Annotated in this window: 15 protein-coding genes; 7 read left to right on the forward strand and 8 right to left on the reverse strand. The window is 74.6% G+C overall.

Going from position 1 to position 16,108, the window contains the following annotated elements:
- The first annotated feature begins 110 nt into the window (after positions 1–110).
- Complete coding sequence (locus FB455_RS18105) at positions 111–656, forward strand: GNAT family N-acetyltransferase (protein WP_013289339.1); 546 nt, start codon at positions 111–113, stop codon at positions 654–656.
- A 57-nt stretch (positions 657–713) separates the two neighbouring features.
- Here the strand turns inward: FB455_RS18105 and FB455_RS18110 are convergent, their stop codons facing one another.
- Together FB455_RS18110 and FB455_RS18115 are read right to left on the reverse strand one after the other, a co-directional pair.
- Entirely contained in the window at positions 714–1,949 is a 1,236-nt protein-coding gene (locus FB455_RS18110; RefSeq protein WP_030269512.1) for an ATP-binding protein, read from the reverse strand.
- Positions 1,950–2,092: 143 nt separating this feature from the next.
- Entirely contained in the window at positions 2,093–2,926 is an 834-nt protein-coding gene (locus FB455_RS18115) for an LppU/SCO3897 family protein (protein ID WP_013289337.1), read from the reverse strand.
- Between the two features lie 85 nt (positions 2,927–3,011).
- On the opposite strand from FB455_RS18115, the gene FB455_RS18120 reads away from it, so the two are divergent.
- On the forward strand, positions 3,012–4,019 hold the full coding sequence (locus FB455_RS18120) for an EamA family transporter (RefSeq protein ID WP_232236626.1): 1,008 nt from the start codon (positions 3,012–3,014) through the stop codon (positions 4,017–4,019).
- A gap of 11 nt (positions 4,020–4,030) precedes the next feature.
- Complete coding sequence (locus FB455_RS18125) at positions 4,031–4,666, forward strand: prepilin peptidase (protein ID WP_013289335.1); 636 nt, start codon at positions 4,031–4,033, stop codon at positions 4,664–4,666.
- A 31-nt stretch (positions 4,667–4,697) separates the two neighbouring features.
- On the opposite strand, the gene FB455_RS18130 is transcribed toward FB455_RS18125, so the two are convergent.
- From FB455_RS18130 to FB455_RS18150, 5 genes are all read right to left on the reverse strand, one after another.
- Positions 4,698–7,883 (reverse strand): UvrD-helicase domain-containing protein, encoded by a 3,186-nt coding sequence (locus tag FB455_RS18130; RefSeq protein ID WP_013289334.1) that lies wholly within the window; start codon positions 7,881–7,883, stop codon positions 4,698–4,700.
- Positions 7,884–7,977: 94 nt separating this feature from the next.
- Positions 7,978–9,240, reverse strand: a complete 1,263-nt coding sequence (locus FB455_RS18135) for a metallophosphoesterase (protein WP_374536746.1) — start codon at positions 9,238–9,240, stop codon at positions 7,978–7,980.
- Positions 9,241–9,260: 20 nt separating this feature from the next.
- A complete protein-coding gene (locus tag FB455_RS18140) occupies positions 9,261–9,506 on the reverse strand; it encodes a MoaD/ThiS family protein (RefSeq protein ID WP_013289332.1) in 246 nt (81 codons plus the stop codon).
- 2 nt (positions 9,507–9,508) lie between these two features.
- Positions 9,509–10,522 (reverse strand): GTP 3',8-cyclase MoaA, encoded by a 1,014-nt coding sequence (gene moaA, locus FB455_RS18145; protein ID WP_013289331.1) that lies wholly within the window; start codon positions 10,520–10,522, stop codon positions 9,509–9,511.
- Positions 10,519–11,433, reverse strand: coding sequence for a fructosamine kinase family protein (locus FB455_RS18150; RefSeq protein WP_013289330.1), 915 nt, complete (start codon positions 11,431–11,433; stop codon positions 10,519–10,521). Before FB455_RS18150 ends, moaA begins: the two co-directional genes overlap by 4 nt.
- A 152-nt stretch (positions 11,434–11,585) precedes the next feature.
- Between FB455_RS18150 and FB455_RS18155 the strand changes: the two genes are divergently transcribed.
- Positions 11,586–12,788 carry a DUF4192 domain-containing protein gene (locus FB455_RS18155; protein WP_013289329.1) on the forward strand — a complete coding sequence of 401 codons (1,203 nt, stop codon included), beginning with the start codon at positions 11,586–11,588 and terminating at the stop codon, positions 12,786–12,788.
- Positions 12,789–12,853: 65 nt separating this feature from the next.
- Here FB455_RS18155 and fdhD read toward each other — a convergent pair whose 3' ends face one another.
- Positions 12,854–13,708, reverse strand: a complete 855-nt coding sequence (gene fdhD, locus FB455_RS18160; protein WP_013289328.1) for a formate dehydrogenase accessory sulfurtransferase FdhD — start codon at positions 13,706–13,708, stop codon at positions 12,854–12,856.
- Positions 13,709–13,960: 252 nt separating this feature from the next.
- On the opposite strand from fdhD, the gene mobA reads away from it, so the two are divergent.
- The 3 genes from mobA to FB455_RS18175 all read left to right on the forward strand — a co-directional run bounded on the left by mobA (position 13,961) and on the right by FB455_RS18175 (position 16,103).
- Complete coding sequence (gene mobA / locus FB455_RS18165) at positions 13,961–14,680, forward strand: molybdenum cofactor guanylyltransferase (protein WP_041799153.1); 720 nt, start codon at positions 13,961–13,963, stop codon at positions 14,678–14,680.
- Positions 14,677–14,934: a DUF6457 domain-containing protein gene (locus FB455_RS18170; RefSeq protein WP_013289326.1), complete on the forward strand. Its 258-nt coding sequence runs from the start codon at positions 14,677–14,679 to the stop codon at positions 14,932–14,934. Before mobA ends, FB455_RS18170 begins: the two co-directional genes overlap by 4 nt.
- A gap of 65 nt (positions 14,935–14,999) precedes the next feature.
- On the forward strand, positions 15,000–16,103 hold the full coding sequence (locus FB455_RS18175) for a T3SS (YopN, CesT) and YbjN peptide-binding chaperone 1 (RefSeq protein ID WP_145754214.1): 1,104 nt from the start codon (positions 15,000–15,002) through the stop codon (positions 16,101–16,103).
- Positions 16,104–16,108 lie beyond the last annotated feature (5 nt).

Raw genomic sequence — 16,108 nt, forward strand, 5'->3', positions numbered from 1 at the left:
GTCGTCATCCCCGCAACACACGAAAGGTATCGGCCGACGTGGACGTCCGAACGGTATCGATTTCAGCGACCGTCGCGGATGGACCGGGTGCGTTCGGTAAGGTCGCGCGGGTGACGACGCTGCGACTGCGCCCCGAGGGCCCCGCCGACGAGGCGCCGGTGGCCCGGGTGCTGGCCGCCGCCTTCGCCCGCCCCGACGTGGCCACCCCACCGGAGGTCGGCCTGGTCGAGGAGCTGCGGCACAGCCCGGCGTGGATCCCGGAGCTGGCCATGGTCGCCGAGTACGGCGGCGAGGTGGTGGCGTACGCGCTGCTCACGCGCGTCGGCGTACGCACCGAACGCGGCACCTGGCCGGCGCTGGCCCTGGGTCCGGTGGCGGTGGCGCGGCACCGGCAGCGGCTGGGGCACGGCACGGCGGCGGTGCAGGCGGCACTGGACGCCGCGACCGAGCTGGGCGAGCGGCTGGTGGTGGTGCTGGGCGACCCGGCCTACTACCGGCGGTTCGGGTTCGGCCCGGCGGACCGGCTGGGCCTGACCAGTCCCTGGTCCGGGCTGGGGGAGCCGTGGCAGGCGCTGGTGCTGCCGCCGTCGGCGAGCGGAGAGCCGTCACCGCCGTCCGGCGAGGTGGTCTTCCCGCCACCGTGGTCGCGGGTCTGAGCGGTCCGGATCGCGGCCGAGCGGCCTGAGACCGCGCGGCCCGAGCGGCCTGAGCCGTCAGGCGGGCTGGGTACGCAGGTAGCGGCCGAAGTGCGGCACTGTGAACGCCACAGTCCCCCGCTCGCCGGAGTAGATCAGCCCCTTCTTGATCAGCGCATCACGCGCCGGGGAGAGGCTGGCCGGTTTGCGGCCGAGCGCGCGGGCGATCTCGGCGGTCGGCACCGCCGCGTCCATGTCGTCCCGGCCGCCCTCCTCGCCGTCCACCAGCGCCAGCGTGGCCATCGCGCGCATGTACTCGCGTTCGGCAGGCGTGGCCCGCTCGAACCGGGAGCCGAAGAACCCCACCGCCAGTTCGGCCTCCGCCTCGGGCGCGGCGACCCGGACGTCCGCCGCGGTGATCGGGGAGCGGGGTGCGTGGTCCCAGGTGGCCTTCCCGTACGCCTGGACGAAGTAGGGATAACCACCGGACTTCTCGTAGAGCAGGTCGAGCGCCTTCTGCTCGTATTCGACCTCCTCCCGCTCGGCCGGCGCGCAGAGCGCCTGGTCGGCGGCGATCCGGTCGAGCCGGTCGATGCGCTGGTAGCGGTAGAGCCGCTCGGAGTACGACTTGGCGGCGCTGAGCACGGCCGGCAGGTGCGGCAGGCCCGCGCCCACGACGATGAGCGGCGCGCCGAGCTGGGACAGCTCGTGGCAGGCGGCGCAGAGCGCGGAGACGTCCTCGGCGCCGACGTCCTGCATCTCGTCGATGAAGATCGCGATGCCGGTGCCGACGTCGGTGGCGACCGCCGCCGCGTCGCTGAGCAGTTCGACCAGGTCGATCTCGATGTCGCCGGAGTCGGCGCGCCCGCTGCTCGCCGGTACGTCGATGCCGGGCTGCCAGCGGTCGCGCAGTTTGGGTGCCGCGCCGGCCCGCCCGGTGGGGGTGGAGCGTTGCGCGAACGCCTTGAGGACGCCGAGGAACGCGTCGATCCGGTCCGGGGCGCGGTGCCGGGGCGCCAGTTCGCGGACGGCCATGTGCAGCGCGGCGGCGATCGGGCGGCGCAGCGACTGGTCCGGCCGGGCCTCGATCTTGCCGGTGCCCCAGAGGTGGTTGATCGCCTCGGAGCGCAGCGTGTTGAGCAGGACCGTCTTGCCGACTCCCCGCAGGCCGGTGAGCATCAGGCTGCGTTCGGGGCGACCGCGGGCGATCCGTTCCAGCACCACGTCGAAGACGTCCAGTTCCCGCCCCCGCCCGGCGAGTTCGGGCGGGCGCTGGCCGGCGCCCGGTGCGTACGGGTTGCGGACCGGATCCACGAATCGCACAGTATCGGGTTCTCTAGCGACCAGGCTAGATGCGCGTAGAGGCGGCTACCGCGTGTCGGCCTCGATACAAAACTAGGGCTGTCTAGCATCCACGCTAGATAGCCCTAGTTTTGGTTACCGACAGGCGGACAGGGTCAGCGGCGCTTCAGGCAGAGCACGAAGTCGAGCGTGTCCAGCTCACTGTCGAAGAAGTACCAGTCGGTGTAACCGGCCACCTTCCCGCACTTCGCCTCCGCGTCCTTCTTGCCGCTCGTCGCGCCGTCGATGCGGCGCAGCACCTCGTACGTCTTCGGGGCGCAGTCGGCGATCACCAGCTTCGGCTGGCCGCCGCCACCTTCGTTGGCGACGCACTGGCCCGCCTTGACGAAACGCGGATCGGTCGACGAAGCCGGGGCCGCCGTCGTGGGCGTCGTGTCGGCCGGTTCGCTCGGCGGCGCGGCCTCGCCGGTCGGATCCGCGGCCGGCGCGGTGGCAGCTGTCGTGCCGCCGGTCGGGCTCTGCTCGTCCCGGCCCAGCATCCAGTACGCCCCGGCGCCGCCCAGCAGCAGCACGGCCAGCACGATCACCACCACCAGCAGCGGGCCCTTCCCGCGCTTCGGCGGCGTCGGCTCGGCGTACGGCGGCTGCCCGCCGCCGTACGGCGGCCCGGCATAGGGGTCACCCGGGTGGCCCTGCTGCGGCGGCCCGGGTGACCAGGCCGGGCCCGGCTCGAAGCGCTGCGTCGGCGGCCCGTACTGATCAGCCGGCGGGCCGTAGCGGTCGCCGGAACCGTACTGCTGGGCGGGCGGGCCGTACCGGTCGGCGGGGCCGTACTGCTGGGTCGGCGGGCCGTACTGCGGGTCGGGCTGCGGGGCGTAACGCGGGTCGCCCGGCGGGGCGTAGCGAGGATCGGGCTGCGGGGCGTAGCCGTCGTCGGGCCGTCCCCAGGGCTCGAGAGAGCCGCCGCCCGGTGGACCGAAGTTCGACATGAACGCCTCCTGCGTACGCCAGTGCTGAGAGGCCGGCCACCAACTGGGGACGCCGACGCCGTGGTCACCGTAGCGTGGTCCCACGATGAGCTCACGCCCTACGAGTGCGACGAACGTTGTCGATTCCGCGACGCCGCCGGCCCGCACCGCGCTGATCTGGACCGCACTCGTGCTGGTCTACCTGCTCTGGGGCTCGACCTACCTGGGCATCCGGGTCGCTGTCGAGTCCCTGCCGCCACTGATCTCCGCGGCGATGCGGTTCGCCGCCGCCGCGGTGGTGCTCGCCGTCGTGCTGCGCCTGCGACGTGGACCCGGCGCGTTGCGGGTGCCCGCACGCCGCGTCGGCTCCGCCGCGCTCGTCGGTGTGCTGCTGCTCGCCGGCGGCAACGGCCTGGTGGTGCTCGCCGAGTCCGGCCCGGCCGGGACCGCCGTACCGTCCGGGGTGGCGGCGCTGCTCGTCGCCACCGTGCCGCTGCTCGTGGTCCTGCTGCGGACGGCAGGTGGGGACCGGCCGCGACCGTGGACGTTCCTCGGAGTGGCACTCGGCTTCGCCGGTCTGGTCCTGCTCGTGCTGCCCCGCGACGGGGTGGACGGCGTGCCGGTGGCAGGCGCGCTGACAGTGGTCGCCGCGGCGGCGAGCTGGTCGGTCGGCTCGTACCTGTCCGGGAAGATCCGGATGCCCGCCGACCCGTTCGTGGCCACCGTCTACGAGATGGTCGCCGGCGCTGCGGTGCTCGCGCTCGTCGGCGTGGCCCGAGGTGAGCTGCGCGGCTTCTCCTTCGCGGACGTGACCGGACGGTCCTGGGCGGCGATGGCCTACCTGATGGTGGCCGGTTCGCTGGTCGCCTTCACCGCGTACGTCTGGCTGCTCGCCCACGCGCCGATCTCGCTGGTCTCCACGTACGCGTACGTGAACCCGGTGGTCGCGGTGGCACTCGGCGCGTTGTTCGTCGCGGAACCGATCACCTCGCAGGTGCTGATGGGCGGTGCGGTCATCGTGGTCGGCGTGGCGGTGGTGGTGAGCACCGAGCGACCCCGCCGGTCCCCGCCACCAGCCGTCGACGGGACGGCCGGGGAGCCGGCCGGGCGGTAGCGTCCCGGCCCGTGTCGGCGCTGCTGGTGACGGGGGTCGCGCTGCTGGGTGCGGCGGCCGGGTGGGCGGCGGTCCCGGTCGGGCGGTCCTTCGTTCCCGACACCGGCGGCCGGGTCCGAACTCCGAACCGGAGTGTGCTCGCCCTCGTCGGCGCCGTGGTGTTCGGCGGGCTCGCCGCCGCTCGGGGCGCCGATCCGGCGCTGCCCGCGCTGCTGCCGGTCGCCGCCACCGGGTTGGTCCTCGTGGTCACCGACCTGACCGCGCTGCGGCTGCCCGACCCGCTCGTCGGCCTGGTCGCGCTCGGCGGCGGGCTCGGACCGGCCGCTGCCACAGCGGCGACCGGCGAACCGCGCCACCTGGCCGTCGCGGTGGCCGGGGCCACGCTCTCCTTCATCGGGTACGCGCTGCTGGCGCTGCTGCCCCGCGCCCGGCTCGGCTTCGGCGACGTGAAGCTCGCCGCCGCGCTCGGGCTGCCGCTGGGCTGGCTCGGCTGGCCGGCGCTGCGGCTCGGGCTGCTCCTGCCGCACGTGCTCGCCGGAGTAACGGTGCTGGTCCTGCTCGCCGCCGGCCGGGTACGCCGGGACACGCCGGTGCCGTTCGGCCCGGCGCTGCTCGGCGGTGCGTGGCTCGCCGCCGTCCTCGGCTGACCTGCGCGCTCGGCGCGGGTGCCGCGGGCGGTCAGATCAGACGGAGCTGGTGGTCCTTCGGACGGCGGGGCTCGGTCGCGTCCAGACGCTCGAACAGCGCCGGGTCGATCACGTCGAGGAACGGCGACGGGCGGGTGTCGCGTTCCGCGCCGTGCCGGGCGCGGCGGCCCGCGTGGCTCACGTAGAGCCGGTCCTGTGCCCGGGTCAGCCCGACGAAGAACAGCCGGCGCTCCTCGGCCACCGCGTCGTCGTCCGGCTCGGATCCGGGCCAGCGCAGCGGCAGCAGCCCGTCCTCGGCGCCGACCAGGAACACCACCGGGAACTCCAGACCCTTCGCGGCGTGCAGCGTGAGCAGCGTGACCGCCTCGGCGCGCGGGTCGAGCGCGTCCACCTCCGCGCCGGTGGCGAGCTGGTTGAGGAACAGGTCGAGGTCGTCGCCGCAGCGCCGGGCCAGCGGGGTGAGCAGGTCCACCGCCGTGCGGACGTCCTCGGGGCGTACCGCGCCGGAACCGTCGAGCGTGGGCACGGCGAAGCGCTCGGCCAGGATCTGCCCGGCCTGCCGTACCCGGGCCGCGAGCGAACCGTCCAGACCGGCGTGGCGCAGCTCGCGGGCGATTGCGGGCACGCCGGGACGGTCGCGCAGCCGGTCGTGCGAGCGCTTCTGCACCGGGATGTTCGCCCGGGCCAGCGCGTCCACGATCGGTGCGGCCTGCGCGTCGGTCCGGTAGAGCACCGCGATGTCGGAGAAGGACAGCGAGGTGGTCCGCCCGTCGATCCGACCCGAGTCGAGCGAGCGGTGGGACAGGCCGCCGACCAGCTCGTCCACGGTACGGACCACGAAGTCGGCCTCGTCGTAGGCGGAACTCGCCGCGTACCGGCCGACCAGCGGCGCCTCCGGGTCGAGCCGGGCCGGGTCGAGACGCCGGCCGCGCACCAGCGACGACGGCGCGATGGCCTGCACCGCGGCGGCCAGGATCGGCGCGGAGGAGCGGTAGTTGCGGTTCAGCCGGACCAGCCGCGCGTCGGTGAAGTCCTGCGAGAACCGCAGGAAGTAGCCCACGTCGGCGCCCCGGAACGAGTAGATCGCCTGGTCCGGGTCACCGATCGCGCACAGGTTGCCGTCCGGCGGGCTGAGCAGCCGCAGCAGCTCGTACTGCACCGCGTCGACGTCCTGGTACTCGTCGACGAAGATCCACTTCCACCGCTCGCGGTACTCGCGGACCAGCTTCCGGTCACCCTTCAGCAGGGCCACCGGCAGCGTCAGCAGCTCGTCCAGGTCGACCAGGTCCCGCTTGCGCAGCAGTGCCACGTACCGCTCGTCGTCGTCACCGGCCTCGGCGCGCGCCGCCGCCCGGTCCGCCTCGTCGGCGATCCGGAAGTCCGCCGGCAGCCCGGCCGCCGTCGCGTTCTCCCGCAGCACGGTCAGGCCGAGCGAGTGGAACGTACCCACCGTGACGTCCTCGGCGACCGGGCCGAGCAGCCCGTCCAGCCGGTGCCGCAGCTCCTCGGCCGCCCGCCGGGTGAACGTGATCGCCAGGCACTGATCGGGGAAGACGTTCAGCTCCGCGCACAGGTACGCGATCCGGTGGGTGAGCGTGCGGGTCTTGCCGGTGCCCGGACCGGCCACGATCAGCAGCGGGCCACCCGGCGCCGACGCGGCCACCCGCTGCATCGCGTCCAGCCGGTCCAGCAGGCCGGTGCCGACCTCCTCCATCCCGGCGAGCATCGGCTCGAACGGCTCGTGCGGAGACGGCGGCGGCGCGATCGGGGGCGCTGGCGTCGGCGTCCGCTTCGGTTCCGGCCGGGCCGCCGCCGGGCGCTTGGCCTTCGGTTTCGGCGCCGACTCCGCCGGCCGCCGCTGCGCGGGCACCGGTACGTCGAACAGCGTCTCCTGCCCGGCCCGGGCACCCCCGGCGCCCAGTTCCGCCGGGTCGAACAGCGTGATCACGCCGTACTCCCCGTCGTAGCCCGGCACCCGGCGCACGTCGCCGCGGCGCAGCCGGCCGATGCCCTCCGCGAGCAGCTCGCCGCCGACGCGGCCGATCTCCTCGATCGGGGTACGCGTGAGGATCTCCAGCTCCGGTCCGAGCGCGGCGATCAGCTCGTTGAGCTTGCCCTCGACCTTCTTCGACCGCGCGCCGACCCGGTTCAGCTCGCCCAGGATCTCGGCCAGCGGCACCAGATGGGTCACCTCGCGGGCGTGCGCCGGCCGGTGCCCCGCCGCGCGGTCCGCCAGCTCCTCGACCCGGCTGAGTACGCCCACAGTCAGCGGCTTGCCGCACTCCGGGCAGCGTCCGCCCGCCTCGCGGGTCCGCTCCGGGGACCAGTTCACGCCGCACAGCCGGTGCCCGTCGGCGTGGTACTTGCCCTCCTCCGGGAAGAACTCGACGGTGCCCGCGAGCCCGTCGCCGGTCCGCAACGCCTCGCGGATGGCGAAGTAGTCGCGGGCGGCGGTGAGGACCGTGGCCTCCCGGGCCAGCGCGGGCGGCGAGTGCGCGTCCGAGTTCGACACCAACTGGTAGCGGTCCAGGCTGCCGACCCGCCAGTTCATCTCCGGGTCGGACGACAGGCCGGTTTCCACCGCGAAGATGTGCTCGGCCAGGTCGGCGTAGCAGTCGGCGATCGCGTCGAAGCCGGACTTCGAGCCGAGCGCGGAGAACCAGGGCGTCCAGATGTGCGCGGGCACCAGGTAGCCGTCCGGGCTTGCCTCCAGCGTGATCTCCAGCAGGTCGCGGGAGTCCAGCCCGAGGATCGGCCGGCCGTCCGAGCCGAGGTTGCCGATCCGGCCCAGCGCGGTGTTGAACCGGGCCACCGCGTCCAGGTCCGGCAGGTAGATCAGGTGGTGCACCTTGCGCGTCCGGTCGTCGCGCTTGTAGATCGTGGAGATCTCCACGCTCAGCATGTACCGGACCGGGTCGGCCTCCGCCTCACTGGCCAGCCGGGGCGGCAGCCGCCGGGCGACGTCCCGTTCCGCCTCGGGTGAGAGCCGGTACAGGCCCTGCTCGGCCGGGTGCAGCGTCTCGCGCAGGTGGTCGTACCAGGCGGGATGGGTGAAGTCGCCGGTGCCGAGCACGCCGATGCCCTTGCGCCGGGCCCACCAGGCCAGGTTCGGCAGGGTCAGGTCGCGGCTGCACGCGCGGGAGTACTTCGAGTGGATGTGCAGATCCGCGACGTACGGCGGGAGGCCACCGGGGGGTGCGGCGCTGAACGGAGGCACGCCGCATCCTGTCACGTCCGGTCCCCCGCCCGCCCGTCGCCACGCGTACGGGTGACCTGAGCAATGCGGTGCTGGACTCGGCGGCCCATGCACGCTATTGAGCGCGCAGCTCGACGAGCGTCACCTGGGGAGGCGCGCCCACCCGCACCGGCGGGCCCCAGAAGCCGGCGCCGTTCGTGACGTAGACCTTCGTGCCGTCGACCTCGCCGAGACCGGAGACCACCGGCTGTTCGAGCTTCACCGCCAGGTTGAACGGCACCATCTGGCCGCCGTGCGTGTGCCCGGAGAGCTGGAGGTCGACGCCGAACTTCGCCGCCTCCTGCGCGGCCACCGGCTGGTGCGCCAGCAACACCACCGGCCGGCTCGGGTCGCGGTCGCCGAGAGCGGCGGCGTAGTCGGCGGGCGCGGCCACCCCGGTGCCGGCGGCGCTCACGTCGTTCACCCCGGCGAGGTCCAGCACGCCGCCCCGGGCCTGGATCTCCTGCCGCTCGTTCTGGAGCACGCGCAGGCCGAGCCGGTCGACCTCGCGGACCCACTCCTCGACGCCCGAGTAGTACTCGTGGTTGCCGGTGACGAAGAAGCTCCCGTACCGGGACCGCAGGTCGCGCAGCGGCTCGGCGGCCTCGCCCAGTTCGGCCACCGTGCCGTCGACCAGGTCACCGACCACGGCGACCAGGTCGGCGTCCATCCGATTGATCATCGCGACGATCCGCTCGGTGTGCGCCCGGCCGCGCAACGGCCCGATGTGGATGTCGGAGACGGTGGCGATACGCAGTCCGTCCATGCTGCGGGGCAGCTTGGCCAGCGGGATCTGCACCCGGTCGAGCTGCGGCGGACCCATCGCGGTGCGGACGCCGTACCCGGTGACACCGGCGGCGGTGAGCCCGGCGAAGATCGCCGCCCCGCGCGCGAGCAGCAGCCGCCGGGAGGGGTCGTGGTCCGGCGCGTGGGTGCCGGCCGGCGGCGCGTCGGTGGGGTCGACCGGCGGCGGCGTCGGACCGTCCGCCGTCGCCGCGCCCACGAGCGCGGGCTCGGGCTCCGGGCCGGCGGCGACCGCCGAGCGGGCCCGCCGACGCAGCACGAGCCGGACCACAGCGGTCGGCACCTCCAGCACAAGCAGCAGCACCAGCAGGTAGAACATGAGCGCGACCCAGAGGTAGCCGGGCCAGGCCAGCCAGTACCAGCCGTTGCGCGTGCCGGCCATGGTCACCGGCACGAGCACCGCCAGCGCCGCGATCGTCACGCCACCGGCCCGGCGCCACCGCCCGGGGCGCGTGGTGTCCCGGACCAGCCGCCTCCACAGGTAGAAGTGGATCAGGCCGATCACGAGCACGACGAAGCCCAGGAATGTCGCCATGGCCAGCACGTGTGCCCCCCTCAGCCGCCCGCGAAGGGCGGCAGCACGTCCACCGTCACCCCGGCCGGCAACAGTGCCCGTCGATCATGACAGGCCACGCCGTCGACCAGGAAACTCGCCGCCTTCAGCACCACCGCGAGGCGTTCGCCGTGCCGGGCGGCCAGGTCATCGAGGAGTTCGTCCAGGGACCGGCCGGCGGATGCGGTCTCCTCGGATCGTCCCGCGGCCGCGCGGGCCCCGGCGAAGTAGCGGACTGTGAGCTCCACCCTCAGCCTCCGATCGCCGACATCGAGCGCGCGGGCTGGAGGAACGTCGGATCGTCGATGCCGTGCCCGGCCCGCTTGACCCACATCGCGGCGCGCCAGCGGCGAGCCAGCTCCTCGTCGTCCGCGCCGTCGCGCAACGCGCCGCGCAGGTCCGACTCCTCGGTGGCGAACAGGCAGTTGCGCACCTGGCCGTCGGCGGTGAGCCGGGTGCGGTCGCAGTCGCCGCAGAACGGCCGGGTCACGCTGGCGATCACCCCGACCCGGGCCGGCCCGCCGTCCACCAGCCACGTCTCGGCCGGTGCCGCACCGCGCTCGGACGGGTCCGGCGTCAGCGCGAACGCGGCGTGCAGGGAGGCCAGGATCTCGTCGGCGGTGACCATGGTCGAGCGGTCCCAGCCGTGCTGGGCGTCGAGCGGCATCTGCTCGATGAACCGCAGCTCGTAGCCGTGCGCGAGCGCGAACCGGAGCAGCGCGGGCGCCTCGTCGTCGTTCGTGCCGCGCATGAGCACCGAGTTGATCTTCACTGGGGTCAGCCCGGCTTCCGCGGCCCCGGCCAGCCCGGCGAGCACGTCGGCGAGCCGGTCGCGGCGGGTCAGCGCGGTGAACCGGTCCCGGTCCAGCGTGTCGAGGGAGACGTTGACGCGATCCAGCCCGGCGGCACGCAGCGCCGGCGCCATGCGGGCCAGACCGATGCCGTTCGTGGTCAGCGAGATGCGCGGCCGGGGCGTGAGCGCGGCGACCGCGGCCACGATGCCCGGCAGGCCCGGCCTGATCAGCGGCTCGCCGCCGGTGAAGCGCACCTCGGTGATGCCGAGCCGGGAGACCGCGACACCCACCAGCCGGATGATCTCGTCGTCGGTGAGCAGCTGCGGATTGGCCAGCCAGGGCAGGCCCTCCGCCGGCATGCAGTAGGTGCAGCGCAGGTTGCACTTGTCGGTGAGCGAGACCCGTAGGTCCCGGGCGACACGGCCGTACCGGTCGGCGAGGACGCCGTCGGCCGTCCGGGGGGCGCTCATCCCTCGACCGTAGCGCGGTCGGGCCCCCGGAGGGCGGCACGGGCGGTGGAGAGGACCGCGTCCGCGTACGCCGCGCCGAAGATCGCGGTGTGCACGAGCAGCAGATGCAACTGGTGCAGCGGTACACGTTCCCGCCACCCGTCGGCGAGCGGCCACGCCTCCCGGTAGGCGGCCGTGATCCGGTCCAGGTGCGGCGGACCGCCGAACAGCGCGAGCTGGGCCAGGTCGGTCTCGCGGTGGCCGCCGTGCGCGGCCGGGTCGACCAGCCAGACCCGGCCGTCGGCGCCCCAGAGCAGGTTGCCGGGCCAGAGATCGCCGTGCAGCCGGGCCGGCTGCTCGTCACCGCCGAACTCGCCGATCCGCTCGACGACCTGCTCGACGAGCGCCGCCCCGGCACCGTCGAGCGCGCCGCCGTCGACCGACATGCGCAGGTAGGGCAGCAGGCGGCGCCGGGCGAACCAGTCCGGCCAGGGACCGGGGTCGGGCGTGTTGTCCTGCGGCAGCGCGCCGATGAACCCCGGCCAGTCCGCGCCGAACGCGGGCGCCCCGGCGCGGTGCAGCCCGGCGAGATCGCGGCCGAACGCCTCCGCGGCCTCCGGCGTCGGTTCGCCGGGCTCCACCCAGTCGAGCGCCAGCAGGTCGGGCAACGCGACGAGCACATCCGGTACGGGCACCGGGCCGGCCTCGCGCAGCCAGCGCAGCCCGGCCGCCTCGGCGGCGAAGAAGCCCTCCGGCAGCGGACGCGCCGCCCGTTCCGGCCAGGTCTTGGCGAACACCGAGTGCCCGTCGTCGAGCGTCAGCCGGGAGGCGGCGCAGATGTCACCGCCGGAGACCGGGGTCTCCCGGATCCGCTGGTGGGTCAGGAAGGTCGGCAGGTGCTCCGGGTGTGCCCGCAGGTACGCCAGGTCCATGTGCGCAAGGTAGCGGTTACCCCGGACATCCGTGTGCCGGGCGGCACCGCCGATCGCCGCTGACCTGGACCGATACGCTCCGTATCTGTGGACGGACCGCGTGTCGTCCACAGGGGCGGACGCGGTGACGCGCGACCGCCCACGCTCCCGGCATGAACTCCACCGAGCCAGCGCGCCTCTCCGTCCGCTCGCCGGCCGACATGGTCGCGGCCGTGCCCTACCTGCTCGGCTTCCATCCCGCCGACAGCGTGGTGGTGGTCGCGGTACGCGGCCGCCGCGTCGTCTTCGCCGCCCGTGGCGACCTGCCCGCACCGGGCGCCGACCCCGGTCCGGCGGCCCGGCACCTGGCGCAGGTGGTGGCCCGGCAGGACGCCGACGCCGCCACAGTCGTCGGCTACGGTCCGGCCGCCCGGGTGACGGGCGTCGTCGACGCGATCGGCGACGCGCTGACCGCCGCCGGGCTGGTGGTGCTCGACGCGCTGCGGGTCACCGAGGGCCGCTGGTTCTCGTACCTCTGCGTCGAGCCGTCCTGCTGCCCGCCCGAGGGCACCCCGTACGACCCGGCCGCCAGCCAGGTCAGCGCGGCGGCTGTGTTCGCCGGTCAGGTCGCGCTGCCCGACCGGGCCGCGCTCGCGGCGCAGGTGTCCCCGCTCGACGGGCCGGTCCGGCTCGCCATGCGCCGGGCCACCGGTCGGGCACGCCTCCGCCTGGCCGCGCTCACCGGACGGCCGTCCACGCCGTCGGCAGGGAGCCCGGCCGGAGGCTTGCCAGCCGACAGTTCGAGGGCGGGTGCGGAGCCGCCGGTTCCGGCGGACGGTGCTGGGCCGGAGGGGGAGTCGTCGGTCCCGGTTGGCGGGCCCGGGTCGGGCGGCAAGTCCCAGGTGCCGGCAGGTCGTGCCGGATCAGGTGGGGAGCCGCGGGCCGTGCGGACGGCGGGCACGGCCGCGGTGCGAGCCGCCTTCCGCCGGCAGCGGCGCGGTGAGCGGCTGGACGACGACGAGGTGGCCTGGCTGACAGTGCTCCTCAGCCACGTCGCGGTACGCGATCGCGCCTGGTCCCGCACCGACGGCCGGGACGAGGACATCAGCCTCTGGACGGACGTGCTGCGACGCGCCGAGCCGGACCTGATCGCCGCGCCGGGCTGTCTGCTGGCGTTCGCCGCGTGGCGATCGGGGCACGGGGCACTTGCCGCTGTCGCCCTGGAACGGGTGTTGTCCGCCCACCCCGGCTACTCGCTCGCGGTGCTGCTCGACGAGGCGCTCCGGCGGGGAGTCGCCCCGTCGGCACTGGACGGGTGGCCCGGTTCCGACGACGGCGCGGTGCTGCGGCGCCGCCGACGCAGGCCACGCCGATGAGCGGTCACCCTGCCGGGCGGTCACCCGCCTACCGGGCCGCCGACGGCCGCCACGCCGGTGAGCGGTCACTCGCCGATGCGCGCCGCCCCGGCGTAGACGTTCATGGTCGGCCCGCGCAGGAAGCCGACCAGCGTCATCCCGGCCTCCTCGGCCAGCTCGACCGCGAGCGTGCTCGGCGCGGACACCGCCGCGAGCAGCGGCACGCCCGCCATCCACGCCTTCTGGGTGAGTTCGAAGCTGGCCCGTCCGGAGACCAGCAGGACGTGCCCGGCCAGCGGCAGCCGCCCTTCCCGGGTGGCCCAGCCGAGCACCTTGTCCACCGCGTTGTGCCGCCCGACGTCCTCGCGCAGCACGACCAGCTCCCCGTCGGGGGTGAAGAGGCCGGCGGCGTGCAGGCCGCCGGTGCGGTCGAAGGCGCGCTGCGCGGCGCGCAGCCGGTCCGGCAGCCCGGCCAGCAGTTCGGCGGTGACCACCAGCGGGTCGTCCCGCACCGCGAACTGCGAGCGGGTGCGTACCGACTCGATGCTCGCCTTGCCGCACACGCCGCACGAGCTGGTGGTGTAGAAGTTGCGCGACGGGTCGGTGACGGGCTCCGGCACGCCGGGCGAGAGCACCACGTCGACCACGTTGTAGGTGTTCGGGGTCTCCGCGCCGGCGCAGAGCTGCGCGGTGTGCACGTCCTCCGCCGATCGGATCAGCCCTTCGGTGAGCAGGAAGCCGATCGCCAGGTCCAGATCGTCGCCGGGCGTACGCATCGTCACCGCCAGCGGCCGGCGTCGTCCCGGACCGGCCGCGCCGACGCGGATCTCCAGCGGCTCCTCCACGGCCAGGTTGTCCTGCCGGCCGATCCGCCCCCGGCCGTCCCCGGCCGCGTCGAGGTCGATCCGCAGCACACCACGCCGATCCGTCGCCCGTCCCATGCCGCCATCCTCCCCGGGCGCCCCGCCGCCCGCACGTCGCCCCAGGTCTTCCGCCCCCACCCACCCACCCCGGCCGGCCCGGCCGGCCCCAGGCCCGATGATCGACACCAGTTCGGCGAAGTGGCGGTATCGGAGGGCCCTGGATGCCACCACTTCGGCGGAAAGCAGTCGATCAACGTCGGAAAACCGCCGACAACGCTGGGCGCCGGCCCGAGCCGGACCGGCGGTCGTGGCTGTGGCTACTGTGAGGCAGTGACGGGGTACGCGGCGATCCTGCTCGCCGGTGGCGCGGCCCGACGGATGGGCGGGGTGGACAAGCCGGCCCGGGCAGTAGGCGGCCGGCCGATGCTGCACCGGGTGCTGGACGCGGTGGCCGACGCGGACCAGCGGATCGTGGTCGGCTCGTCCGGCCCGCTGCCCACGGGAGTCCGGACGGCCCGGGAAGAGCCGCCCGGGGGCGGTCCGGTGGCCGCTACGGCAGCCGGGTTGGCGTTGCTCGACCCCGGTACGACGACAGTCGCAGTGCTCGCCGCCGACCTGCCGCTGCTCACCACCGCAGCGGTGGCCGAGCTGCGACGCGCGCTCGCCGCCTGTCACTTCCGCGACGACCCGCCGCCCGCGCTCGACGCCGCAGCCGCCGGGCCGGAAGACGCACCTGCCGCCGTCGGGCCGGAAGACGCGCCCGCCGCCTGGCGGGAGACGCTGGACGGTCGGTCCGCCGCGCTCGCCTGCTACGTGGACGGGAACGGCCGCCGCCAGCACCTGTGCGCCCTCTGGCAGGTACCGGCCCTGCGGTCCGCCCTCGACCGGCTCGCCGCGACGCGGGGCGGCTCGCTCGACGGCGCGCCGGTACGCGGGCTGCTGGCCGACGTCGCCGTACGCGAGGTGTCCTGGTCCGGCTCGGGGCCGCCGCCGTGGTTCGACTGCGACACTGACGAGGACGTACGCCGGGCGGAGGAGTGGACGAGATGACGGTGCTGGACGACTGGGTCACGGCGGTCTGCGCGGAACTGGACCTGGACCCGGCGGGGGTGCCCGTGCCGACAGTGCTCGACGTAGCCCGGGACGTGGCCCACCAGGTGGTCCGGCCGGGTGCGCCGGTCACCGCGTACCTGCTGGGGCTGGCGGTGGGGCGCGGCGCGGACCCGGCCGCGGCGGCCGAGCGGCTCAGTGCGCTGGCCGGTTCCTGGCCGGTGGACCTGGGTGGTTCCACGCCTGAGGATTAGCGCCTCGCGCGGGATTCGGTCCCCTTCGCGCCTGGGTAGGGTGGCGGGAACGGACGGAGGCGATCATGACGGCAGACCACCCCTCGGAGCCGGTCGACGAGCCTGCCGGCGGCGCGCCGGAGCAGCACCACGAGTCGATCCTGCTCGACGAGCCGACCACCGCTGATCTGCGGGCCAAGGTCACCGAGGCCTGGCGGGAGTTCGCCCGGTCGCTCGCCGACCGGCTGCGCGGGCTGCCCTCCGGCGGGCACCTGGAGGTCACGCTCGACCCGACCGCCTCGGGCACCGGCGACGCCGTCTACTCGGTGAGCGTGGACGCGGGCGAGGCGGGCCGTCTCTCGGCCCGCGCGGTCGGAAACGCCACGCTGCCGCAGGGCTACCGGCTGGACCGGGCCGCGGTGGCCGACATGGTGGCGCTCGGCTGGTCGCCGCCGGGTGTGGTGCCGGGTTCCGGGGAGCAGTTCGGGCTGGACTGCGGCACCGACGAGGCGACCCGGCTGGCCGCCGTGCTGTCCCGGACGCTGCGGGACGTCTACGGCGCCCCGCATCCGGCCTTCCTCGTCTACCTGGTGCACGACGCCGAGGGCGAGGCGCTTCCCGTGGAGCCGCTCGGTACCGCGCGCAGCGAGTTCGGCCCGGACCGCGACGTCGAGGCCGACCTGGACGAGGCGCTGGCCGCGGCGGCGGCCGCGCAGTCCGGCGAGAACGACGTGCTGGCCCTGGAGGAGCGGGTCCGCACCGTCGTGTCGACAATGCTGAAGTCGGCGTCCGACCAGCTTCAGGTCGACTCCGACGGTGACATCAACATCCGGGCCGGCTCGGCCATGGTCTTCGTGCGGGTGCGCGACAACCCGCCGCTCGTGGACGTCTTCTCGCCGGTGCTGACCGAGGTCGAGCCGACCGAGCGTCTCTACGTGAAGCTCTCCGAGCTGACCAACCGGATGCCGATCGGCCGGCTCTACTGCGCCGACGACACGGTGTGGGCCTCGATCCCGGTGTTCGGCCGCAACTTCCAGCCCACCCATCTGATGCTCGCGGTGCAGGTGATGACCGGTCTCGCCGACGAGCTGGACGACCGCCTGCACGGCGAGTTCGGCGGCAAGCGCTTCTTCGGCGAGGGCGACAAGCCGGCCCGGGCCGAGGAGCACCGCACCGGCATGTACCTCTGAGCGCT

This window comes from Micromonospora sp. CNZ296, assembly GCF_007827635.1.